General features: G+C 64.3%; 22 protein-coding genes. 13 read left to right on the top strand and 9 right to left on the bottom strand.

The features are described from left to right. The first annotated feature begins 115 nt into the window (after positions 1 to 115). The 4 genes from NG696_RS17550 (at position 116) to NG696_RS17535 (ending at position 3,085) form a co-directional block, all read left to right on the top strand. A complete protein-coding gene (locus NG696_RS17550; protein WP_252563483.1) occupies positions 116 to 808 on the top strand; it encodes a hypothetical protein in 693 nt (230 codons plus the stop codon). Then, positions 805 to 942, top strand: coding sequence for a hypothetical protein (locus tag NG696_RS17545; protein ID WP_252563486.1), 138 nt, complete (start codon positions 805 to 807; stop codon positions 940 to 942). Before NG696_RS17550 ends, NG696_RS17545 begins: the two co-directional genes overlap by 4 nt. Positions 943 to 2,103: 1,161 nt before the next feature. After that, positions 2,104 to 2,394 carry a hypothetical protein gene (locus tag NG696_RS17540; RefSeq protein ID WP_252563488.1) on the top strand — a complete coding sequence of 97 codons (291 nt, stop codon included), beginning with the start codon at positions 2,104 to 2,106 and terminating at the stop codon, positions 2,392 to 2,394. Positions 2,395 to 2,671: 277 nt separating this feature from the next. Beyond that, the gene (locus NG696_RS17535) at positions 2,672 to 3,085 is read left to right on the top strand and encodes a nuclear transport factor 2 family protein (protein ID WP_252563491.1); all 414 of its coding nucleotides are present in this window, start codon (positions 2,672 to 2,674) and stop codon (positions 3,083 to 3,085) included. Positions 3,086 to 3,647: 562 nt separating this feature from the next. On the opposite strand, the gene NG696_RS17530 is transcribed toward NG696_RS17535, so the two are convergent. From NG696_RS17530 to NG696_RS17515, 4 genes are all read right to left on the bottom strand, one after another. After that, positions 3,648 to 4,280: a cysteine hydrolase family protein gene (locus tag NG696_RS17530; RefSeq protein WP_252563494.1), complete on the bottom strand. Its 633-nt coding sequence runs from the start codon at positions 4,278 to 4,280 to the stop codon at positions 3,648 to 3,650. Between the two features lie 385 nt (positions 4,281 to 4,665). Then, complete coding sequence (locus tag NG696_RS17525; protein ID WP_252563495.1) at positions 4,666 to 6,360, bottom strand: SulP family inorganic anion transporter; 1,695 nt, start codon at positions 6,358 to 6,360, stop codon at positions 4,666 to 4,668. Between the two features lie 22 nt (positions 6,361 to 6,382). After that, positions 6,383 to 7,087, bottom strand: coding sequence for an endonuclease/exonuclease/phosphatase family protein (locus NG696_RS17520; RefSeq protein WP_104060881.1), 705 nt, complete (start codon positions 7,085 to 7,087; stop codon positions 6,383 to 6,385). Positions 7,088 to 7,180: 93 nt separating this feature from the next. Then, positions 7,181 to 7,570, bottom strand: coding sequence for a DUF2177 family protein (locus NG696_RS17515; protein ID WP_252563498.1), 390 nt, complete (start codon positions 7,568 to 7,570; stop codon positions 7,181 to 7,183). Positions 7,571 to 7,586: 16 nt separating this feature from the next. On the opposite strand from NG696_RS17515, the gene NG696_RS17510 reads away from it, so the two are divergent. Further along, entirely contained in the window at positions 7,587 to 8,354 is a 768-nt protein-coding gene (locus NG696_RS17510; protein WP_252563580.1) for a lipoate--protein ligase family protein, read from the top strand. A gap of 24 nt (positions 8,355 to 8,378) precedes the next feature. On the opposite strand, the gene NG696_RS17505 is transcribed toward NG696_RS17510, so the two are convergent. From NG696_RS17505 to NG696_RS17495, 3 genes are all read right to left on the bottom strand, one after another. Beyond that, a complete protein-coding gene (locus tag NG696_RS17505; RefSeq protein ID WP_252563500.1) occupies positions 8,379 to 9,020 on the bottom strand; it encodes an MBL fold metallo-hydrolase in 642 nt (213 codons plus the stop codon). Then, a complete protein-coding gene (locus tag NG696_RS17500) occupies positions 9,017 to 10,102 on the bottom strand; it encodes an S-(hydroxymethyl)mycothiol dehydrogenase (RefSeq protein ID WP_252563502.1) in 1,086 nt (361 codons plus the stop codon). Before NG696_RS17500 ends, NG696_RS17505 begins: the two co-directional genes overlap by 4 nt. An 83-nt stretch (positions 10,103 to 10,185) precedes the next feature. Beyond that, positions 10,186 to 10,443, bottom strand: a complete 258-nt coding sequence (locus tag NG696_RS17495) for a mycoredoxin (protein WP_056340387.1) — start codon at positions 10,441 to 10,443, stop codon at positions 10,186 to 10,188. 148 nt (positions 10,444 to 10,591) lie between these two features. Here NG696_RS17495 and NG696_RS17490 point away from each other — a divergent pair, with 148 nt between their 5' ends. Beyond that, a complete protein-coding gene (locus NG696_RS17490; protein ID WP_252563505.1) occupies positions 10,592 to 11,323 on the top strand; it encodes an SOS response-associated peptidase in 732 nt (243 codons plus the stop codon). Positions 11,324 to 11,347: 24 nt separating this feature from the next. Here the strand turns inward: NG696_RS17490 and NG696_RS17485 are convergent, their stop codons facing one another. After that, on the bottom strand, positions 11,348 to 11,770 hold the full coding sequence (locus tag NG696_RS17485) for a VOC family protein (RefSeq protein WP_252563507.1): 423 nt from the start codon (positions 11,768 to 11,770) through the stop codon (positions 11,348 to 11,350). Positions 11,771 to 11,789: 19 nt separating this feature from the next. Between NG696_RS17485 and NG696_RS17480 the strand changes: the two genes are divergently transcribed. After that, complete coding sequence (locus tag NG696_RS17480) at positions 11,790 to 12,110, top strand: chorismate mutase (protein ID WP_104060765.1); 321 nt, start codon at positions 11,790 to 11,792, stop codon at positions 12,108 to 12,110. Between the two features lie 53 nt (positions 12,111 to 12,163). On the opposite strand, the gene NG696_RS17475 is transcribed toward NG696_RS17480, so the two are convergent. Beyond that, positions 12,164 to 12,553 (bottom strand): hypothetical protein, encoded by a 390-nt coding sequence (locus NG696_RS17475; protein ID WP_252563509.1) that lies wholly within the window; start codon positions 12,551 to 12,553, stop codon positions 12,164 to 12,166. A gap of 154 nt (positions 12,554 to 12,707) precedes the next feature. Between NG696_RS17475 and NG696_RS17470 the strand changes: the two genes are divergently transcribed. From NG696_RS17470 to pdxS, 6 genes are all read left to right on the top strand, one after another. Beyond that, complete coding sequence (locus NG696_RS17470) at positions 12,708 to 13,043, top strand: DUF6504 family protein (RefSeq protein WP_252563512.1); 336 nt, start codon at positions 12,708 to 12,710, stop codon at positions 13,041 to 13,043. After that, positions 13,040 to 16,528, top strand: coding sequence for a DNA polymerase III subunit alpha (locus tag NG696_RS17465; protein WP_252576274.1), 3,489 nt, complete (start codon positions 13,040 to 13,042; stop codon positions 16,526 to 16,528). The genes NG696_RS17470 and NG696_RS17465 overlap by 4 nt, the downstream gene beginning before the upstream one ends. Positions 16,529 to 16,644: 116 nt before the next feature. Then, positions 16,645 to 18,654, top strand: a complete 2,010-nt coding sequence (thrS, locus tag NG696_RS17460; RefSeq protein ID WP_252576273.1) for a threonine--tRNA ligase — start codon at positions 16,645 to 16,647, stop codon at positions 18,652 to 18,654. 19 nt (positions 18,655 to 18,673) lie between these two features. Continuing rightward, the gene (locus NG696_RS17455; protein WP_252576272.1) at positions 18,674 to 19,261 is read left to right on the top strand and encodes an HIT family protein; all 588 of its coding nucleotides are present in this window, start codon (positions 18,674 to 18,676) and stop codon (positions 19,259 to 19,261) included. Then, the gene (gene pgsA / locus NG696_RS17450) at positions 19,251 to 19,874 is read left to right on the top strand and encodes a phosphatidylinositol phosphate synthase (protein WP_252576271.1); all 624 of its coding nucleotides are present in this window, start codon (positions 19,251 to 19,253) and stop codon (positions 19,872 to 19,874) included. Before NG696_RS17455 ends, pgsA begins: the two co-directional genes overlap by 11 nt. Positions 19,875 to 20,015: 141 nt before the next feature. Then, on the top strand, positions 20,016 to 20,942 hold the full coding sequence (gene pdxS / locus NG696_RS17445) for a pyridoxal 5'-phosphate synthase lyase subunit PdxS (RefSeq protein WP_308291984.1): 927 nt from the start codon (positions 20,016 to 20,018) through the stop codon (positions 20,940 to 20,942). Positions 20,943 to 21,078 lie beyond the last annotated feature (136 nt).

Below are 21,078 nucleotides of genomic sequence, written 5' to 3'. Positions count from 1 at the left end.
CCTGTTAATGCACAGAACTATAGTCAGGCCTGTGCAATTGTCAACGGGCCGCGTTGACTCATAGAAAACCTCCGCGTAGCGGCGTGGCTCAACCTGGTGGCAGCGGATGCAGGTCATGCCCGTTTTCATGGAGCTCACGATGGTCCAGCGGCAGGCTGTGACAAAGAAGAAAGCCCTCGCTTACAAGAGCGCGGATCGTGCAGGGAAGACCCGGATCCTGACCGAGCTGGTCGAGCTGACCGGTTGGCACCGCGACTACGCCCGGGCGGCCCTGCGTCAGGCCCTTGTCCTGAAAGTCGTCAGGCCTCGGCCGGGCAGGACGCCGGTCTACGGCCCTGACCTGCTGCCACCGTTGATCACGTGCTGGGCGGTGCTGCGCGCCCCTGCCGGCAGGATCCTTGCCCCGATGCTGCCGGTCCTGGTGCCGCTGCTGCGCCGGGACAAGGAACTTCAGATCACCGATGCGCAGGCTGCTCTGCTGGTGCGCATGAGCGCGGCGACCATCGACCGTAAACTCGCCGGCGAACGGGGGAAACTGTTCCCGCGCGGCCGGTCCCACACCAAGCCCGGCACGCTCTTGAGATCCCAGATCCCGGTCCGGACCTGGGCCGAGTGGGACGACGCCGTCCCGGGGTTCGTGGAGATCGATCTGGTCGGCCACGAGGGCGGCAACAGCTTCGGGGAATTCTGCTTCACCCTGACAGTTACCGACATTTCCACCGGATGGACGGTGAACCGGTCCGTGCGGAAGAAAACCAGCGGGCGACCCGCCACGGGACCATGCGTAAACGCCCGATCATCCGGATGAACGCCGCATTCAAACAGCTCAAGCCCGCCGCACTCTCACGCCAGATCCTGGCGCTGACCGGTCAGCTGGAAACACTCTCCCGGGCAAAACAACCCGCCGCCGTCAAGCCCGTCAACAGGGCCTGGAACAACTGAAAACCCGGAGGTTTTTCAATGAGGCAACGAAGCCCTCAGGCGGAGGTTTTCAGATGAGGCAACGAATCACCCTTCCCGGAGGTATTGCAATGAGGCAACAGGCGGGCGGACGGCACGCGGCAGGCGACCACGCCCGCCGAGATAAGACCGACAAATGGTGAGGTGGTCATCACCCACGACAGCTTCAGCGTCGGCATCCGTAACGTCAATCAGCTGGCCGTAGACTCTGCGAGCCGAGTCCGCAAGGAGGCCCTAATCCTCGGCCCCCTCGTGCCAAATAACGTCGCGAAAATCCTGCCAATAAGCCCTGAGGGTCACACCTGTGACTGTTAGTTCAGAATGGCGGTGTTCTCACAGTTCGAAATGGCGGTTCAGCTGATCCCGATAAATAGGGCTGGTCGTGACGTTTCACTCCAGCAACCCATCTTGGGAACAGGTTTAGTACGGGGACGACGGTGAATTGCAAACTCCCCCCGCGTAGCCATTCATCTTGGGCGATCGGTTTGGTTGTATCTCTGCTTCTGAAGGTACGCCTGATGGACTTCCTGACCCGGCTGTTTCGGTGCAGGCTACTTTGGGATCTCAGTCAGCCTCGGAGCTATCTCAGTTACGCTGTGTGGGAGAGCCGGGAGGCCGATCGACCAGTTCAAAAGCACGGGCGGATTTCTCGGCCATGATCGCGCGGATGAAAGAACATCTGGATGACAGGCAGATCTGCACACTGGAAGTGGTTCTGGGGCAAGAACTGACAGACATGGGGCTGGATTCCTAACGACTGCGGCCAGGTGTGGCCCGCTCCTGGCTCGAGCTCCGGTGTCTGCGGGCTGATCCGAACAACGGTCAGTGCTGGCTTGTTGATTTGACGGAATGCGGCTGACGGCGCCACTCTAACCACGCTCAGTCACTGTTGATTTATGGAAGACGCTCGTGCGTCATTGCCCGTGCATCCGGACGGTGCCGCGAGGAGATGAACACAGCAATTGGGTCTCATCCGGCGTGACCTTGTGCTTATGCGCCGTCGGGTCCTTACTGGTGGGAGGAAGCTACCATCCGGTAGAGCTTGTCGCGCGGCAGCATGTGTTCCGGCCACACAGGTCCCCTCCATATGTTGCAGAATGAACCGGCAAGCGGGTTCCAGCCAGGGATTATTGGAGGAAATCGATGTTCGCTAGAGTCAGCACCTATAAAACCGGCCCGGAGACCACCGCAGACGCACCCACGGAAGACATCGTCAAGAGGGTGCTTGAAATCCCCGGATGCCGGGGGATCTATTACTTGAACGGGAAGGAAACTGACAAGGCCCTCTCCATTACGCTGTGGGATACCGAGGAAGCTCTGGCTGCGAGCCGAGAGGCGGCAAACAAAATCCGGACAGAGACCAGCGAAGCGCAAAAAACGCAGATCCTTGAAGTGGAGGAATTCGAAGTCACTACCAGCAGTCTCAAGGACTGAGCCTCCGCCGATCGCCGGACCCTTCCGTCAGCTGCGGGGTGGCAGGGCCGGGTGTTTGCCAGAGAGGTCCGGGTCGGCCGGGACTTCCGCCACGTTCACCGCCCGGGATGCAACCGCATTCGCGCTGTACCGGCTTCGCGCGCACCTCGCCTTTATGACTCTGCGGGAGCGGTGTTGCCTCTTTCGGCCAGGTTCCCGATGTTCAGACGGCTCGGCCCCGTGAAAAAGGCCGCGCGTGATGTTGCCAACTTGTCTGTTAACCCACACGATTGGGTGTATGAGTAGCGATCCGGAGGCGGTGGCGCAGCGGTGGATTGCATCCCTGTCGGCGCGTGACCTGGAAGCGGCCGTGGATTGCTTTGACGCGGCGTATGTCGACGAAGCGCCGGCACGCCGCGGGGAATCCGTGCAGGGGCAGGACTCCGTCCGTCGAAATTTCAGCATGCTTCTTAGCGACCTGCCTGATCTCACTGCCAACATATCCCGGACTGTGGCGGACGGCGATGATGTTTGGATGGAGTGGAGCATGCGTGGAACACGCCGGGACGGCACGCTCCTGGAGTTCGTGGGGGTCAACATCTTTCAGGTCAAAGACGGCAGATTCCGCTCGGGACGGATCTATACGGAAATTGTGCGCGACGCCGGTGGGATTGATGCGCAGATCAACCGTATGACCAAGGGGAATAGCTAAGACCCCGATCGCGCTCCGGACCTGACCTACTCGAGGTCCTTTCCATGGCAGCTGGGGCGGCCGGCAGCATTCGCGGAGATCCTCCAACGGGTTTTGTCCACAACGGTCACGCTACCGAAGGCGAAGCCGCCGCCTCAACGTCCCCTGGGCCATGCTCCGCGACGGCACCCTTACACTCCCTTAACGGCGCCGGCACCACGCCTGGCTGCCTGACAAGCCGACTCCGAGCTTGAAATCGGTCTGACCCGACCCAAACTCTTCATAGCTTAGTCCGCCAGGCATAGGGCGCGGCGGACAGATGCATAGCTTAAGGGCGGCGTCAGCAGGTTCGCCAGTTGCCAGATCCTTGGACTTGTCTGTACGGGTTTTCGTTTCCGGGTCCGCCTCGAGCATTGCGTAAACAGGAGCTCCTGCAGCCTTAAATGCAGCAATATCATCCTCAGTGGCCGTAATCAAAATGAACCAAGTTGGAGCGGCTTACCCTTACCGCGATTGGAAGTTCGCGTGAAATGGAAGGGCGTTGACGCGCAACTCTCTCTCTCTCTCTCTCTCTACGCAGGCGTCATGAGCGAGAGACTGCGTGGGCGAATTCCTTGAGCCCGACAACCTCACCGATTGTGGGCAGAATCTGTGTGAGCGCGAAGGCATGCATCTCGTCGGTGATGCTCTCGCAGCAGTCCCCCAGCACCACGACGCGGTAGCCCCGGTCCGAGGCGTCTCGGGCCGTCCCCTCGGCGGCGAAATTCGTGATGATGCCGGCGATCACAACTGTCGAGACGTCGTGTAGCCGCAGCAACCGGTCGAGGTCCGTCCCGGCGAACCCGCTCACCGCGCGCTTGCGGACGATCAGTTCGCTGGAGGCGGGCATAAGCGGCTGGAAGAACTCGATCCCCCAACTGCCCTCGGTTGATCGCCCGGCCGCCTTAGCGTCCGCTTGCCAGGGCGCGTGTGGGTTGATGTCGGGGTGGCCTTCACGCCAAGCGTTCTGGACGTGAACGACGCGGACCCCCGCTTTCCGCGCGGCTGCAAGAGCCTCGGCCGTGCGCCTCAACGCGGGCGCGACACGCTCGACCAAACCGGGATCGACCGACGCCCAGTACCCGTCGGGGTGGACGTTGTAGTTCTGATAGTCCAGGAGGACGAGCGCGGTCCGACCAAGATCGAACTCAAGGGTTCCGTCGGGCGGCTGGGTCACATCCCAATATTGCCCGACGCTCACTGCTCGCGCCAGCCCCCGCGATGACTCATCAAAGCTGCCCGCGTAGCTGCATACGAAGAATCATTTGGTAATGCCCGCGTAGCAGTGCGTCTGTGGGGCCGCTGGTTGCCGTCCTGGCACGCTGAGCCATGGAGCTTTCAACGAGTGAACGTAGGGCTGTCACGAAGACCATCGCCACTCGGGATGCCCGTTCGGATCGGGCTGCTAAGAGAATCATTTTGGACGAGGTGTGTGCCGTGACAGCCATGACCGGATGGCACCGCGATTCACGCCAGAAAGGCGCTGCGCCTCGCCCTGGCCCTGCGGGTGGTCAAGCCGCGGAGCGCCGGGCAAATGACAACACCGGTCGTGGATTGGCCCGCTACTCGACTTCCGTCTCCCTTTTGTAGCCGTGCACCGCATTTTTCAGCGTGGGGAAAAAATGGTCAGCAGTGAACCGTGCGCTCGCCCCGAACCGGATCAGGCGGTCCTTGACCGGTCCCTTCATTTCAGCGAACACCAAGCTGATGCCGTCCTGCGCCAGTTCATCGTCGAGCTGGACAAGTTCGTCCAGCGCTGTCGTGTCCAGCCCGGTGATCGGCTCGGCCGCCACAATGACCCACTTCACCGGCCAGGGTGCAGCGTCCACCAGGCTGTGGATGTGATCGGCGAAAACTTCCCCGTTGGCGAAAAACAGCGGTGCATCGAAGCGGGCAATCACCAGGCCCTCCACCCGGCGGCCTTCGGGATGCCGGTCCAGGTCGTGGAAGCCCGGAACGTCCGCCAGGCTCGCCAGCTCGGTGCGGTACGGATCCCAGGCGCGCTGGACAAAGGCCAGGAGGGACAGTCCGATCGCAACAGCAATGCCCTGCAGGACCCCTACAAAGGCGACGCCGAGGAACGTGACCACCAGGAGGAGGGCCTCCATTCGGCTCATCCTGACCAGGCGCACCAGCGTCCTCACATCAACCAGCGAAGACGCCGCCACGATCACCACGGCGGCGAGCGTGGCGGTGGGAAGGAAGGCCGTCACCCCCGGTGCAAAGACCATAAAAAGGACCACGAGCAGGGCTGCCACCACACCGCTGAGCTGTGTCTTCGCCCCGGCGTCGAGCACAATCGGGGTGCGGGAGGAACTTCCGGACACCGGAAAGCCGCCCAGGACCCCGGTTGCCAGGTTGGCGATGCCCAATGCCCCCATTTCCTCATTGCCGTTGACCCTCACTCTGCGGCGCGCCGCGAGGCTCTTGGACAAGGTGGAGGTATCCGCGAAAGCGATCAGCGCGATGCCTGCGGCGGGGCCCACGAGCGCCAGGACGTCGTCCACGCCAATGCGGCCCAGCGCCGGGGCCGGGAGGCCCTGCGGCAGGGCGCCGACCATGGGCAGCTGTCCGGTCAGGCCCATTAAGGCCACCGCGGCGACGGAACCGGCCACAGCGAACAGGACGCCGGGCACCTTCCAAGGAAGAAAGCGGCCGGCAACAATGACGGCAAGGCTGCCTGCGCCCACAGCCAGGGCGGCGGGATTGATGGCGCCGCTTACGACAGCGCCGGCCAGGGATAAGAGGCGTTCGAAGACGCCATCGGCGGGGACATCGATCCCCAGCAGCCGCGGGAGTTGGCTGACCGTGATTGCCAGTGCGATGCCGTTCAGGTATCCAACGCGAATGGGCCGGGACAGCAATCCCGTCACAAAGCCCAGCTTGAAGAGCCGGCCCGTGATCAGGAAGAGGCCAATCAGGATGGCCAGCACTCCGGCCATGGCCACCGCCTGCTCCGGATCCCGCCCGGCTAGCGGAAGAATGGCGGCCGCGATCATGGGTGCCAGCGCTGAATCAGGCCCCACAATGACAACCCGGGATGGCCCGAACAGGGCGTAGAAGATCATCGGCACCACGGAGGCATACAGCCCGTTCACTGCAGGCAGCCCGCTGGCCTCGGCGTACGCCATCCCTGCCGGCACCAGGGCTGCGCTCAAGGCCGCCCCGGCCACCAGGTCCGCCTTCAGCCAGGACCGTTTGTAGCCACGCGCAACACCAACGCCCGGTAGCGCCTTGTTGATCCAGTCGTGCCGCACTCGGGCCTCCAAATTGGTGAAATCAGGACGCGGGGGGCTCCTGGAACGGCGTCGAGTCCTGGCCGTATTCGGCGGTCACCAGGATGGGGAGGTGGTCGGAGGCGCCGCGGGGCAAGGTTTCCACGTTCTCGATGTTCAGGCCCAGGGACGTGGCAAAGTCGAAGTGTCCCTTGAATACTTTGTAGCGTGTGTAGGTCCTGCGGTCACTGAGCGAGAGTTCGTAGCCGGTGTTCTTCATGTGTTCGTTGAGGTTCTTCGTGAAGAAGGGGTAGTTGAAGTCACCCACCATCAGGGTCATAAGGCCGGTGCCCATACCCAGGAGTTCCGCGTGGGCCGCGTGGATCTGGTTGCGCCGCAGCGAGTTGGTGGCGGTTAGCGGAGCGGCGTGGAACGAGGCGATAACCAGTTCGTGATCGGTCTCGTTGTCCCGCACGCGCGTGCCGATGAGGCGCTCATGGGCGGGCGCCAGGACCATGTCGTGCAGGGACTTCTTCAGCGCGAAAGTCTTGGTGCCGTGGGCCGTGAAGCGGTCAGGCCGGTAGTAGATGGCCAGCCCCAGGCGGTTGCCCTTGGTGGAGTCGGCGAGCTGCAGCGGACCCAGCGTGTCCGGTAGGTCCGAGGTGTCACACTCCTGGAGGCACAGGGCATCGACGCCGAAATTCTGGGCAAGATCAACCAGTTCCCCACTGGCCTGGTGCTTGCGGAGGTTGTAGCTAATGACGCGTATCAGTGGATTACCTCTTCTGAGGAGTAGCGGGTGGACCCAGTTCCTGAGTTTAGCCACCCAATGGGGGACGGTGCAGTAATACTCCGTTGGATGTCAGGTGGAGCGGAACACCAGCCAGCCGGCGAGGGTGGACAGTCCCGTCAGGGCGGCACCCCACAGGATGTCCACAACAATGAGCTGCAGCGGCCACGTCTTGAGCGTGGCGGCATTCGTCAGGTCATACGTCGCGTAGGCAAAGGCGCCCAGGGCGGCCCCATAGCCGACGGCGGTCAGCCAGCTGCCGCCGTCGAGCGCCGGCCGCAGCGCAAAGTAGACAATCCCCGCTATGTACATGACATAGAAAGCCACGGCGTAACCTAAGTGTGGCTTGTCTGCGAGCAGGTCACCAATGTGGCTGCGGTAGAACGGGTTCATGAGCTTGAGCCAGACGGCGTCGATGACCGCGAACGCAGCCGCGACGACAAGGAATTGCAATATGACCATAAGGGAGCTTAGCAACATGCAGGACGCCGAAGCCGGACTCCGGACGCTCACCGTGGTGAGGCAGGATCATACCCTCGGCGCCGCACGCGACCTGGAATTCGGCCTCGAACTGCTGACCCAGGCGAAGACCGGCAGGATCGGCCCCACGCTCCGGCTGTACCGGCCCGCGCCCACTGTTGCCTTCGGTCAGCGGGATACCCGCCTGCCCGGCTTCGACGCGGCCGCCCAGGCGTGCCGGGAGCACGGATTTGAACCCTTGGTGCGGAAGGCCGGCGGCCGGGCCGCCGCTTACCACGAGGGCACGCTGGTGGTGGACCATGTGATGCCCCACGCCGATGCCATTGCCGGCTCCAAGGCCCGCTTCGGTTTCTTTGGTGAGCTGCTGGCGCAGTCCCTTCGGGACATCGGTGTCCAGGCAGCAGTTGGCGAAATTCCGGGGGAGTACTGCCCCGGGGAGTACAGCGTTCACGGTACCCACCCGGCAGACCCGGCGCGCCGGATCAAACTCGTCGGCACAGCGCAGCGCGTGGTGAGCGGCGGGTGGCTGTTCAGTTCCGTGATCGTGGTGGAAAATTCCGCCCCCATCCGCAGCGTCCTGACGGACAGCTATGCGGCCCTGGGCCTGGACTGGGACCCGGCCACCGCCGGTGCGGCCAACGATCTGGTGCCCGGTCTGACGGTCCAGGATGTCGAGGACGCCGTTGTTGCCGCATACGCGGGCCACGCCTCCCTCCGGCATGCCGACTTTGGCAGCTATGCCGGTTTGGATACTCGGGAGGCGTAGCCCGCGCTTGCCGGGCCGGGGTCCTTAGTGGCCCCGGGCGATCCACTCGTCCAGGTGCGGGGCTTCGTCTCCGATGGTGGTGCTGTCGCCGTGGCCGGTCCGGACCACCGTTTCCGCCGGGAGCGGCAGCAGCCACGTCCGGATCGACTCGATGATGGTGGGGAAGTCGCTGTAGGACCTGCCCGTGGCGCCGGGGCCGCCCTTGAACAGGGTGTCGCCGCTGAAGAGCGAGCCCTCGCCGTCGGGCCCGTCAGCGAGACGGAAGGACACCGAGCCCGGCGAGTGCCCGGGGGTGTGCAGGGCCGTCAGGCTGGCCCCCGCCACCTCAATGACGGCGCCGTGCTTGATGGCGACATCGGGTTCCACATCCGGGTAGACGCTGCGCCACAGCATCCAGTCGTCCTGGTGGAGGTGGATCGGGGCCTGGACGAGGTCCCAGAAGTCACCTACTGAACGGATGTGGTCGTCGTGGCCGTGGGTCAGCAGGATCGCCTTGAGCTTCCGGCCACCCACGGCGGCGGCAACGGCCTTGGCGTCGTGCGCGGGGTCGATCACCACGCATTCCGCATCGTTGCCCACGATCCAGACGTTGTTGTCCACATCCCAGGTGCCGCCGTCGAGCGAGAATGTTCCGGAGGTGACGAGTCGCTCGATCCGGACGCTCACAGTTCCACCACCGAACGCAGCACCGAACCGGAGTGCATCTTCTCGAACGCTTCCTCCACCTGGTCGATGGTGATCCGCTCGGTCACGAAGGCATCCAGATCCAGCTTGCCCTGCTTGTAGAGGCTGATCAGCATGGGGAAGTCCCGGGACGGCAGGCAGTCACCGTACCAGGAGGACTTCAGCGATCCGCCGCGGCCGAAAACGTCCAGGAGCGGCAGTTCAAGGGTCATCTCCGGCGTCGGGACGCCCACCAGCACCACGGTGCCGGCGAGGTCGCGCGCGTAGAACGCCTGCTTGTACGTTTCGGGACGGCCGACGGCGTCAATCACCACGTCAGCGCCGAAGCCGCCGGTGAGTTCCCGGATTTTCTCCACGGGGTCGGTTGCGGAGGAGTCCACGGTGTGCGTGGCGCCGAGGCCCTTGGCACGGTCCAGCTTTTTCGCGTCGATGTCGACGGCGATGATGGTGGTTGCGCCGGCGAGCGCGGCGCCGGCGATGGCGGCCACGCCCACACCGCCGCAGCCGATGACGGCGACGGTGTCACCGCGTTTGACGCCGCCGGTGTTGATGGCGGCGCCCAGGCCGGCCATAACGCCGCAGCCGAGCAGGCCGATAGCGGCAGCGTCGGCGTCGGGATCCACCTTGGTGCACTGGCCGGCAGCCACGAGGGTCTTTTCGATGAATGCGCCGATGCCCAGGGCGGCGGACAGTTCGGTGCCGTCCTCGAGCGTCATTTTCTGGGTGGCGTTGTGGGTGTTGAAGCAGTACTGCGCCTGGCCGCGGTTGCACGCGCGGCAGTTGCCGCAGACGGCCCGCCAGTTGAGCACCACGCGGTCGCCCGGGGTTATGTCCGTGACGTCGGGGCCGACGGCGCTGACCACTCCGGTGGCCTCGTGGCCCAGGAGGAACGGGAAGTCATCGCTGATGCCGCCCAGTTTGTAGTGCAGGTCGGTGTGGCAGACGCCGCTGGTGATGATGTCCACCAGGGCCTCGCCCGGGCCCGGTTCCGGGACCAGGATGGTCTCCAGAGTGACGGGGGCCCCTTTGGAGCGGGCTACGACACCTTTGACTTTATGGACCACGAAAGGCTCCCTCAATGCAGATAGACAGAACGGGACCAACACGGATGTTGGTCCCGTTCTGTCTACCACATGAGCTGCCGTGGTCAGGCTGCGAGGCGGCTTTTTACCTCGGCAGCGGAGGGGTTGGTGGCGGCGGTGCCGTCCGGGAAGAGCACGGTGGGGACGGTGCGGTTGCCGCCGTTGAGCTTCTCCACGAGGTCGGCTGTGCCCTCCACTTCTTCGATGTTGATTTCCGTGTAGCCGATGCCCTGGGCGTCCAGCTGCTTCTTCAGCCGGTTGCAGTAGCCGCACCAGGTGGTGGAAAACATGGTGATGGTGCCGTTCTCGGGGGTAAAGTCCACGGAGCTCTCCTGAAATCGTTGAGGGGGTTTCGTTCCCGTCAACGGTAACCCGCGGCGGGCTATTCCCTGAGCCGGGCCGGCGGATGCGGTGCCGGATGACAGTACATAACGCTGATGGCATGCTGGAGCCATGTGTGGACGCTATGTGATGGCACGGGCCGTGGGCGATTTGCTGGCCGACTTTGATGCCCAGCTGGAGGAGGAAGTGCACCTTCCCCCGTCCTGGAACGTGGCGCCGACCGACAATGTGCCGATCGTCCTTGAACGGCTGCTCGACGACGGCCCTGTGCGGCAGCTGCATGTGGCCCGCTGGGGCCTGGTGCCGTCCTGGGCGAAGGATCCGGGTATCGGCCCCAAGATGATCAACGCGCGGAGCGAGACTGTGCTGGAGAAGCCGGCTTTCCGCAAAGCCGTGAAGTCGCGGCGTTGCGCCGTCCCGGCGGACGGGTACTACGAATGGAAGCAGGGCACCGGCAAAGCCAAGCAGCCCTACTACGTCCATCCAGGCAAAGGCAGCGGGCTGGTGTTCGCGGGCCTGTATGAGTGGTGGAAGGATCCGTCCAAGGCCGAGGGCGATCCCGGACGGTGGATGCTCTCCACGTCCATCCTGACGGCAGACACCCCGCCGCCCGGTGCTGAGTCCACAATTTTCGGCAAGCTCACCGCCCTGCACGACCGCGTGCCGCTGCCCATGGACCGGGCAACAACTGCGTCGTGGCTTGATCCGCAGATTGATGACGCCGCCTTCCTCGTGGACCTGGTCCGGGCCCACGTGAAGGAAGTCGCGGCCGACTGGCACGTGGATTCGGTCGGCACCGAGGTGGGCAACGTACGCAACAACTCCCCGGAACTCATCCGGCCGGTGGAAGCCTTGTTCTAAATGGGCACTCGGGGCGACATGCCCCTAAACGGTGACCTTGCCGGCGTCGTCCACTGTCCAGGTGGGGTTATAGGCAATCTCCCAGCGGAAGCCGTCCGGATCGGCGAAATAGCCGCTGTACCCGCCCCAGGGCTGGGTGACGGGCGCGGCGACGATAGTGGCCCCGGCCGATGCCGCCTCCGCCATGACCCGGTCCACCGCCTCAGTGCTGGGCAGGTTGTGGCTGAGCGTGATGCAGGGGACCGGGCCGGGGGCACCTACCCCCGCCTCGGCGTGCATCTGCGCGGCGTCCCACAGGGAAAGGATGAGGCCGTGGTTGACCTGGATGAACACCACATCGCCGGGAAACTCGCGGTGGACAGGCCAGCCGAGACCTTCCGCGTAGAACCGGCGGGAGGCGTCAACACTGCGAACGCCTAGTGAGATGAAGTCGACTCTGGGCTGCATGCTTCGATACTGTCAGAAGATGGCAACAATTCAAGGAAACGATAGGGACGCTTTGGCCGACAAAGAACAGCTCGCTGCCGTTCGGATTGCGGTCGACGAAGTTGACGAGCAGATTGTCACGCTCATTGCGCGGCGCGAACGCCTGATCCGGATCGCCGGAACCCTGAAGGGGGACGACGCTGAAGTCCGCGCCCCCGGCCGGGTCGAACGGGTGATCGAGCATGTCCGGGCCGCCGCGGAAAAGAAGGACATTGATCCGGACATTGTGGAATCAACCTACCGGGCCATGATCTCGGGGTTCATTGAACTCGAAATGAAAGTCCACAAAGAAAGCAGCTGATGCCGCCCGGGTGCTGTCCGGACATGGTTCCGGCAGCACCTGCCCCGTGCTTACTAGAGCGCTTCCTCGACGGCGACGCCCGACTGGAACTCCCGGCCGTCAGCCTCGCTGAAAGCCGACATGATGTGGCCCTTGCCCAGGCCGTGGACGGCCGCGATGGGGAAATTCCCCGTGATGGTGTTGCCGGAATGCGTCACGCCGGCAAGATCATAGTTTTCCTCGGCACTCTGGTCGTGGCTGAACGAGTAGAAGGCGATGGCCTCCCCGTTCATGAACTCAATCCCCAGCCGTCTTTGTGATGAGTAGTCAGGGCTGGCCGCCACAAGTCCCACCACGTACGCACCTGCCCCCGGGATGTTGCCGTCGATATCAAAGGTTGCCACGAGTGTTGCGTCCTGGGCCTTGATGCTTACGTTCTTGAGGAGTGCGCTTTGGGAGCTCATGGCACCATCCTGCCCCCCTGCTGCCCGTCCGTCCACCCCTGTCTAGGTTTTGTCGGAGCGTCGTCGTAGACTGGATTTATTCGAACATGTATTCGAATACCTTGCTTTTGCATCAGCATTTTGCATCAGCTCCGTTCAGTTCCGGGAGGCGCCCATGGGTATGTTCAGCGAGTCCGTGGACGTCGTCTGCACCCCCGCTGGCCAGCCGCTGAAACTCCAGTGGGCCGGGCGCCACTACACGGTGTGCGCCGAGCCTGTCCGGTGGTATGAACGCCGGCAGTGGTGGGCCGAGGTACGCCGTGCGCCCCTGGGCAGCGGGCCGGGACTGGTGGACCACGAAATCTGGCGCGTCCAAGTGCGGGCGGACCCGCGGAGTGCCGCCCCCCGGGATACGGGGGAGCCGCTCACCCTGGACCTGAGCAGGCATGTCGGCAGCGGCCGCTGGAGGCTCCTGCGGATCCACGACGCACTCCGGCCCCAAACAGCATGAGCTTCTCCCACCTTCACGTTTCCACGGCCTTCAGCGCACACTATGGCGTGGCCTGGCCCGACGAACTGGCCCAGGTTGCCGCCGCGGACGGCGCAACCGCGCTCGCCTGCACGGACCGGGACGGCCTCTACGGCACCATCAAACACCTCAAAGCCTGCATGGAAGCCGGCATCGACCCCATCGTGGGAGTGGACCTTGCGGTTTTCGACGACGACGGCGACCACCGCACCCAGCTCGCTGGCAGGGTGGTGGTGCTCGCCCGCGGCCACAACAACGGGGCGGGCTACCGCGCCCTGTGCCGGCTGGTGTCCGATGCCCATGCCCGCACCTCCGGCAAAGCCGGGGGAGCGGTGCCGGTGGCGGTCACCCGCGCCGAACTCGCCTCCCGCACGCTCGACCCCAAAACCCTGAAACCGGTCCTGACAGTCCTGATCGGCCCGGATTCCGACGTCGGACGGGCCATGAGCGGCCGGCGCTACCTCCGTCCGCGCACCCTTTTCAAACGCTGGCTGGACGCCATGCCCCCCAGAACCCTGGTGGCGGAAGTCGTCTCCCAGCTCACTGCCCCCGGAGCGCCCCTGAGCACCGCCCACGCAGTCCGAATGCTTAAACTCGCGGAAGAACACCACGTGCCGGCCGTGCTCACCAACGCGGTCCGCTACTGCGCAGAGGACGGGGCCGCCACAGCTGACGTACTCGACTCCGCCCGGACGCTGAAGTCCCTCCCCGAACTCGCGGCCGAACCGCTGCTCCAGCCCAACGGGCAGGCCTGGCTCAAATCATCGACGCAGATGCTCCAGCTCGGCAAGGAAATCATCCGCGCCGCAGGGTATGGCGCAGCAGACCTCAAACAGCTGATGGCACAGACCGAGGCGCTCGCCGACTTCTGCCGGATTGACCCGGTGACTGACATGGGATGGAAGCAGCCGGTGGTCCCCGAGGCCTCGGTCATTGGCATCAGCCAGGACCCGCACGTTGAACTGGCACAGCGCTGCGAGGCCGGGATCAGCAGGCGGTTCCCCGGAATATCAGGCTCAGCCCACAAGGACATGCGCTCGCGGCTGGAGCACGAGTTGGGGATCATCAGGAACCTCGGGTTTTCCTCCTATTTCCTCACGGTCGCGGAGGTCTCCCGGATGATCATGGACATGGGGGTCAGGGCAGCCGCCCGCGGTTCCGGTGCTTCCAGCCTGGTCAACTACCTGATTGATGTCAGCCAGGTGGACCCCCTGCAACATGACCTGATCTTCGAACGCTTCCTGTCCCGGGACCGGGCCACCTTGCCGGACATCGACATCGACGTCGAAAGCGCCGAACGGCACAACGTGTATCGGCGGATCTTTGACCGCTTTGGTTCCGAGCGCGTCACGCTGATGAGCATGCAGAACGGGTACCGCGCCCGCGGTGCCGTCCGCGACGCCGGGATGGCCCTGGGGATGGACGATGACGACGTCGGTGAGATCGCCAAGCAGCTGTGGCGTTTTTCGGCCCGGAAATTCCGTGAGGCACTGGTTGAGAAACCTGAGCTGCGGGAGTTCGCCGGCCGGGTGGAACAACGGGACTTCGCCGAAAACCAGCAGCTTGACCTGCTGGTGGACCTCACGGAACGGCTGGACCGGCTGCCCCGCCATATCTCCATGCATCCCTGCGGGGTGATCCTGGGCGATTCCACGCTGCTTGACCGAACCCCTGTGCAGCCCAGCGGACTGGGGCTGCCCATGAGCCAGTTCGATAAACACGACATGGATCCCATGGGCATGCTCAAGCTTGATGTCCTGGGGGTCAGGATGCAGAGCGCCATGGCGTTTGCCGTCCGGGAAGTCATCCGGATCCATCCTTCCAAAGCGGAAGTGGTGGCGGCAGGGGCCCACCCTGCAGGTCCTGACGGGACCGGGCCGGACTACATCGCCGAGAACGGCCACATCGACCTCAACGCCGTGCCGCTGGATGATGAACCAACCTACGAACTGATCCGCAGCACCCACACCCTGGGCTGCTTCCAGATCGAGTCGCCCGGCCAGCGTGAACTGATCGGCAAGCTGGCGCCGCGTGAGTTCAATGACCTCATCATCGACATTTCGCTGTTCCGGCCGGGCCCCATGAAATCGGACATGGTGCGGCCTTTCCTGGAGCACAGGCACGGCTTCGCACCGGAGGTCTACCCGCACCCTGACCTGAAACCCGTGCTGCAGGAAACGCATGGGGTCACTGTTTTCCATGAACAGATCCTGAAAACCTTCCACGTGATGACCGGCTGCGGCCTGGCGCGCGCAGATGAGTTCCGCCGGGCGCTCGGCAACGAGGTCCACGAGCTGAAAGTGGAAGAGTTCTTCCGCAAGGAGGCCCGGATCAAGGGGTACACCCCGGAAGTGGTGGACAAGGTCTGGGGGACCCTGAAAGCCTTTGGCAGCTTCGGCTTCTGCAAGGCGCACGGCGCGGCATTTGCCGTTCCCACCTACCAGTCCGCCTGGCTCAAGACGCACCACCCCGAAGCTTTCCTGGCCGGGCTGTGGGAACACGATCCCGGCATGTACCCCAAACGGCTGCTGGTGGCAGAAGCCCGCAGGCTGGGCATCCCCATCCTGCCGCTGGACATCAACCGCAGCCAGGCCGAGTACCGGGTGGAACGGGTGGCGGACGGGCCGGACGCCGGCAAGCTGGCGATCAGGCTGAGCCTTAACGGCATCTATGGCCTGTCCGGGACCGAGCTCAAGCGGATTGTCGCCGGCCAGCCCTACGACTCCCTGGCTGACCTCCGTGCCCGGTCCAGGCTGAGCAAGCCAAGCATCAAAAGGCTCGCCCAGCTGGGTGCCTTTGACTCCCTGCACCGTGAATCGGGAGGCGCCGCCAACCGCGCAGACCTCGTCCAGCACCTGCAACAGCTCCAGGCCGCGGGCGGTACCCGGAAGGGCATCGACATCATGGACGGGCAGCTGTCCCTGCCGCTGGGGGATGTGGAGCTGCGGAACGTCAAGCCCGGGCTTCCCGCGCCCACCCTGGTGGAAAACGTCCGGGCAGAACTGGACCTGATGGCCATAGATGTCAGCGGGCACCTGATGGACAGCCACCGGCCCATGCTGGACCGGCTGGGGGTCACCACTGCAGACAAACTGTTGAGCCTGCGCAACAACACCGAGGTGCTGGTGGCCGGGGTGCGCATCGCCACCCAGACACCGCCCATGCGCGGCGGCCGGCGGGTGGTTTTCATCAGCATCGACGACGGCACCGGCTGCGTCGATTCCGTGTTCTTCCATGAAGCCCAGGAACAGGCGGGGCTGCTGCTGTTCGGAACCAGGCTGCTGCTGATCCGGGGCACCACCCGTCGGACAGGTCCCCGCGGAATCAGCCTGAGCGCCAGCATGGCCTGGGACCTGAGCCGGGTGGAATCCCTGCCGTTCGCGGCGGATCGGATGGAGAGCACCGATGTGCCGCATCCTTTGGACGGGATCAGCCGAAGCCTGGCGATTACCGGAATGGGCGGCTGAGCGGCCGCGGGTCCCGTTGGTCGGCCTCCCGGGAAACCGATAGCATTGACGATGGCTGGCTGTGGTCCCCGTACGCCGCAAGCTATGAAGCCTAAAACTTTGAATAGGAGACACCCGTGTCAGATGCCCAGCAGATCACCCTCATCGTCGATGGCGAAGAGACCAAGGTGACTACCGGGACAACCGGTGCGGAACTCTTCTTTGAGCGCCGCGATGTTGTTGTTGCCCGCGTCAACGGCGAGCTGAAGGACCTGGACCAGGAGCTGCCCGAGGGCGCCGAGATCGAGGGCGTCACCATCGATTCCCCGGATGGCCTGGACGTCCTCCGCCACTCCACCGCCCACGTCATGGCCCAGGCCGTGCAGCAGCTGCGCCCGGACGCCAAGCTGGGCATCGGCCCGTACATCACCGACGGCTTCTACTTCGACTTCGACGTCGCAGAACCGTTCACCCCCGAGGACCTCAAGACCCTCGAGAAGATGATGCTCAAGATCGTCAACCAGAACCAGAAGTTCGTCCGCCGCGTGGTCAGCGAGGACGAGGCCCGCGAGGCCATGAAGAACGAGCCCTACAAGCTCGAGCTCCTGGGCAAGAAGAACAACGCCGCCGAAGCCGGCGAGGGCGTCAACGTCGAGGTCGGCGCCGGCGACATCACCATCTACGACAACGTCGAGCGCAAAGAGGGCACCACGGTCTGGTGCGACCTCTGCCGCGGCCCGCACCTGCCCAACACCAAGCTGATCTCCAACGCCTTCGCCCTGACCCGGTCCTCCTCCGCGTACTGGCTGGGCAACCAGAAGAACCAGCAGCTGCAGCGTATCTACGGCACCGCCTGGCCAACCAAAGACGCGCTGAAGGCCTACCAGGAGCGCATCGCCGAGGCTGAGCGGCGCGACCACCGCAAGCTCGGCGTCGAGCTTGACCTGTTCTCCTTCCCCGACGAGCTGGGCTCCGGCCTGCCGGTGTTCCACCCCAAGGGCGGCATCATCCGCAAGGAGATGGAGGACTACTCCCGCCAGCGCCACGTCGATGCCGGCTACGAGTTCGTCTACACGCCCCACATCACCAAGGGCCACCTCTACGAAGTCTCCGGCCACCTGGACTGGTACAAGGAGGGCATGTTCCCGGCCATGCACGTGGATGCCGAACTCAACGAGGACGGCACCGTGCGCAAGCCCGGCCAGGACTACTACCTGAAGCCGATGAACTGCCCCATGCACAACCTGATCTTCCGCTCGCGTGGACGGTCCTACCGGGAACTTCCCCTGCGTCTCTTCGAATTCGGTTCGGTGTACCGGTACGAAAAGTCCGGCGTGGTACACGGCCTGACCCGGGTCCGTGGCATGACACAGGACGACGCCCACATCTACTGCACCCGCGAGCAGATGAAGGACGAACTCACCAAGACCCTGAAGTTCGTGCTCGACCTGCTGAAGGACTACGGCCTGAACGACTTCTACCTGGAGCTGTCCACCAAGGACCCGGAGAAGTACGTCGGCGAGGACGCAGCCTGGGAAGAAGCCACCCGGACCCTCGCCGAGGTGGCTGAGGAATCCGGCCTGGAACTGGTCGCTGATCCGGGCGGCGCGGCCTTCTACGGTCCGAAGATCTCCGTCCAGGCCAAGGACGCACTCGGGCGCACCTGGCAGATGTCCACCATCCAGCTGGACTTCAACCTCCCGGAACGCTTCGAGCTGGAATTCCAGGCAGCCGACGGCACCCGCCAGCGTCCCGTGATGATCCACCGCGCGCTCTTCGGTTCCATCGAGCGGTTCATGGGTGTGCTCACCGAGCATTACGCCGGCGCGTTCCCCGCGTGGCTTTCCCCCGTCCAGGTGGTCGGCATCCCGGTGGCCGAAACGTTCAACGAGTACATGTTCGACGTCGTTGACCAGCTTAAGGCAGCGGGCATCCGCGCCGAGGTGGACACGTCGTCGGACAGGTTCCCCAAGAAGATCCGCACCGCCAGCAAGGACAAGATCCCGTTCGTCCTGATCGCCGGCGGCGACGACGCCGAGGCCGGCGCGGTGTCCTTCCGCTTCCGTGACGGGAGCCAGGACAACGGCGTGCCGGTGGCCGAGGCCGTCAAGCGGATCACAGAAGCCGTCCGTAACCGGACCAGCTAGCGGAAACGGAAACAACACGGTGCAGGAGAACACAGGCGCAGGATATCCAGGGGATGCCGGCGTGACAGATGACTTTGAGCTCGCGGGCGTGCCGGATGCTTTCCAGCGCCTGTGGACTCCGCACCGGATGGCCTACATCAAGGGCGGCCAGCACCAGTTCAAGGGCGAGTTCGACTGCCCCTTCTGCGTGGGCCCGGGCCGGACTGACGAGGAAGCCCTGATCGTCTACCGGGGGAAGACCTGTTACGTGGTCCTCAACCTGTTTCCCTACAATCCGGGGCACCTCCTGGTTTGCCCGTACCGGCATGTCCCGGACTACACGGACCTCACGGTGGAGGAGACCGCGGAATTCGCGGAGATCACCCAAACGGCCATGCGGGTCCTGCGCAAGGTGGCGAACCCGGGCGGGTTCAACCTCGGCATGAACCAGGGCGTAGTGGGCGGGGCAGGAATCGCCGCGCACCTGCACCAGCACATCGTTCCGCGCTGGGGCGGGGACGGTAACTTCTTCCCCATCATTGCCCAGACCAAGGCCATTACGCAGACCCTGGATGAAGTCCGCCAGCAGGTTGCAGAGGCCTGGCCCGGGGAGACGGATGCTGAATAGGCATGCGCGCGGGTTTTTCACCGCGCTGTTCACTCCGCTTGCGCGTTGGCTCCTGAAAATCGGTGTTTCCCCTGATGCCGTGACGGTCATCGGAACCGCCGGCGTGGTGGTCGGGGCGTTGGTCTTCTACCCCCTCGGCCAGCTCTGGTGGGGGACCCTGTTCATCACCGCCTTCATCTTCTCCGACGTGCTCGACGGCATTATGGCCCGGCTGCGCGACACCGGCGGCCGCTGGGGAAACTTCCTGGACTCCACCTTGGACAGGATCGCTGACGGCGCCCTGTTCGCGGGGGTGGCCATCTGGTTCTTCACCGGGGGCGCGGAGTACGCCATCGCCGTCGCAGCCATGCTGTGCCTCGTTTTGGGCATGGTGGTCTCCTATGCGCGGTCCAAGGCCGAATCCCTCGGCTTCACGGCGAATGTGGGCATCGCCGAGCGCGCCGAGAGACTGGTTTCGGTGCTGGTGGTCACCGGATTCACCGGTCTGGGCTTGCCCCCGGTGGTTCTTCTGGTGACGCTTGGACTCCTGGCCCTGGCCAGCCTCATCACCATCATCCAGCGCGTAGCCACCGTCCACCGCCAGGCCTTTGCGGAGTCCGCGGCTTCGGATTAAGCCTGATTAAGCCCGCCGCCTGCCGTGGGACTAGTATTGTGACTGCCCGGTCAATGGATCCGGCAACCCGGTGCGTGTACTTTCGGCTTCTTGCCGCCCTCACGCCCGGCGAAGATCATCTATCTACCCATAGGGGTTTTTGTGTCTACACCTGATGTAAGCAGCGAAGCCGGTTCGTCCGCGAACAGCGTCACGGGCAGCAACCGCGTCAAGCGCGGCATGGCTGAGATGCTCAAGGGCGGCGTCATCATGGACGTCGTCAATGTTGAACAGGCCCGCATCGCCGAAGACGCCGGTGCCGTTGCAGTGATGGCGCTGGAACGCGTTCCGGCCGATATCCGTGCCCAGGGCGGCGTGTCCCGCATGTCGGATCCGGACATGATCGACAAGATCATCGAAGCCGTCTCCGTCCCGGTCATGGCCAAGGCACGGATCGGCCACTTCGTGGAGGCCCAGGTCCTGCAGTCGTTGGGCGTGGACTACATTGACGAGTCCGAGGTCCTGACCCCGGCCGACTACGTCCACCACATCGACAAGTGGAACTTCAAGGTTCCCTTCGTCTGTGGCGCCACCAACCTTGGTGAGGCGCTGCGCCGCATCAACGAAGGCGCGGCCATGATCCGCTCCAAGGGCGAGGCCGGTACCGGTGACGTTTCCAACGCGACCGGGCACATGCGCCAGATCCGCGCCGAGATCGCCAAGCTTTCGGCCCTGGCCGAGGACGAGCTCTACGTCGCGGCCAAGGAACTGCAGGCCCCGTACGAACTGGTCAAGGAAGTTGCCGCCGCCGGCAAGCTCCCCGTGGTGCTGTTCACCGCGGGCGGCATTGCCACCCCGGCCGACGCTGCGATGATGATGCAGCTCGGCGCTGACGGTGTGTTCGTCGGTTCCGGTATCTTCAAGTCCGGCAACCCGGCCCAGCGCGCCGCTGCTGTGGTCAAGGCCACCACGTTCTTCGATGACCCCGACGTGATCGCCAAGGCCTCCCGCGGCCTCGGCGAAGCCATGGTGGGCATCAACGTGGACGAAATCCCGCAGCCGCACCGCCTCTCCGAGCGCGGCTGGTAACACCTCTAAAGCAGGACGACGCCGGCCCGTCACCTTTTCAGGTGGCGGGCCGGCGTCGTCGGTGGTTGAGCCTGTCAGTAACCCCATCGATTGCTCCGTAACGGCCCTTATGAGGCCTCAAAACGGCGTCTACGGA

Source organism: Pseudarthrobacter cellobiosi (assembly GCF_023913755.1).
Classification (GTDB): Bacteria; Actinomycetota; Actinomycetes; order Actinomycetales; family Micrococcaceae; genus Arthrobacter; species Arthrobacter cellobiosi.
This window is presented reverse-complemented; position numbering and strand designations above follow the sequence as displayed.

Coding starts and splice junctions, on each gene's coding strand:
- NG696_RS17480 (WP_104060765.1), top strand. CDS start 11,790: ATGGCAACAATTCAAGGAAACGATAGGGACGCTTTGGCCGACAAAGAA.
- NG696_RS17465 (WP_252576274.1), top strand. CDS start 13,040: ATGAGCTTCTCCCACCTTCACGTTTCCACGGCCTTCAGCGCACACTAT.
- NG696_RS17475 (WP_252563509.1), bottom strand. CDS start 12,553: ATGAGCTCCCAAAGCGCACTCCTCAAGAACGTAAGCATCAAGGCCCAG.
- NG696_RS17540 (WP_252563488.1), top strand. CDS start 2,104: ATGTTCGCTAGAGTCAGCACCTATAAAACCGGCCCGGAGACCACCGCA.
- NG696_RS17535 (WP_252563491.1), top strand. CDS start 2,672: ATGAGTAGCGATCCGGAGGCGGTGGCGCAGCGGTGGATTGCATCCCTG.
- NG696_RS17515 (WP_252563498.1), bottom strand. CDS start 7,570: ATGGTCATATTGCAATTCCTTGTCGTCGCGGCTGCGTTCGCGGTCATC.
- NG696_RS17510 (WP_252563580.1), top strand. CDS start 7,587: ATGCAGGACGCCGAAGCCGGACTCCGGACGCTCACCGTGGTGAGGCAG.
- NG696_RS17470 (WP_252563512.1), top strand. CDS start 12,708: ATGGGTATGTTCAGCGAGTCCGTGGACGTCGTCTGCACCCCCGCTGGC.
- pgsA (WP_252576271.1), top strand. CDS start 19,251: ATGCTGAATAGGCATGCGCGCGGGTTTTTCACCGCGCTGTTCACTCCG.
- NG696_RS17550 (WP_252563483.1), top strand. CDS start 116: ATGCCCGTTTTCATGGAGCTCACGATGGTCCAGCGGCAGGCTGTGACA.
- NG696_RS17485 (WP_252563507.1), bottom strand. CDS start 11,770: ATGCAGCCCAGAGTCGACTTCATCTCACTAGGCGTTCGCAGTGTTGAC.
- NG696_RS17545 (WP_252563486.1), top strand. CDS start 805: ATGAACGCCGCATTCAAACAGCTCAAGCCCGCCGCACTCTCACGCCAG.
- NG696_RS17490 (WP_252563505.1), top strand. CDS start 10,592: ATGGCACGGGCCGTGGGCGATTTGCTGGCCGACTTTGATGCCCAGCTG.